The 519-nt window shown below is 68.4% G+C and carries 1 pseudogene; it reads left to right on the top strand.

Features of this window, described 5'->3' with window-relative positions:
• Nucleotides 1-182 (top strand): annotated as a pseudogene (locus ABEB12_RS41955) (hypothetical protein); the annotation flags it as partial.
• Nucleotides 183-519: the final 337 nt, after the last annotated feature.

Genomic DNA, 519 nt, shown 5'->3' with positions numbered 1-519 from the left:
GGGTCGCCCTGCTGGGCTGGGAGGACATCGGCAGCCTGACACCCGGCTACCACGCCGACGTCACGATCGTGGACCGCAACCCGGCCACCGGTGGGCTGGATGCGCTCGAAGAGACGCAGGTGCCGCGGACGATCCTCGGTGGACGAGCGGTCTACGACAACGGTGCGGTGAAAGAAGCCTGACTCAGGCGCCCGGCCAAGGGAGCGCGACCGGCCAGGCTGCCCAGCCGATCATCGTGCTGGGGCAGCTCCCGGCGTCGGGTATGCGCGGCAAGTCACCACGGTGAGAATCCAGACCGGCGCTGATGGAGTCAGCGCCGGCCCATCCGGTCGGAACTTGGCGTTTGCGAGTCGAGCGGCCTAGCGGCGATCGTCCCGGCCGTCGTCCGAGGTGGTGTGTTTGCTGAGCAGGCGGTGGATCTCGTGGAGGGTCAACCCGCGTTGATAGGGCAGGAGCGTTCTGCTGCGCCACACGCCACCGGGGGCCTCGTCCACGCGCACCAGGATGTACTTGCCGTAA

Origin of the sequence: Actinospineispora eucalypti (assembly GCF_039543365.1) — a bacterium.
Taxonomy (GTDB): Bacteria; Actinomycetota; Actinomycetes; order Mycobacteriales; family Pseudonocardiaceae; genus Pseudonocardia; species Pseudonocardia eucalypti.
The sequence above is the reverse complement of the archived record's forward strand: the minus strand, read 5'-3'. Positions and strand labels throughout refer to the sequence as shown.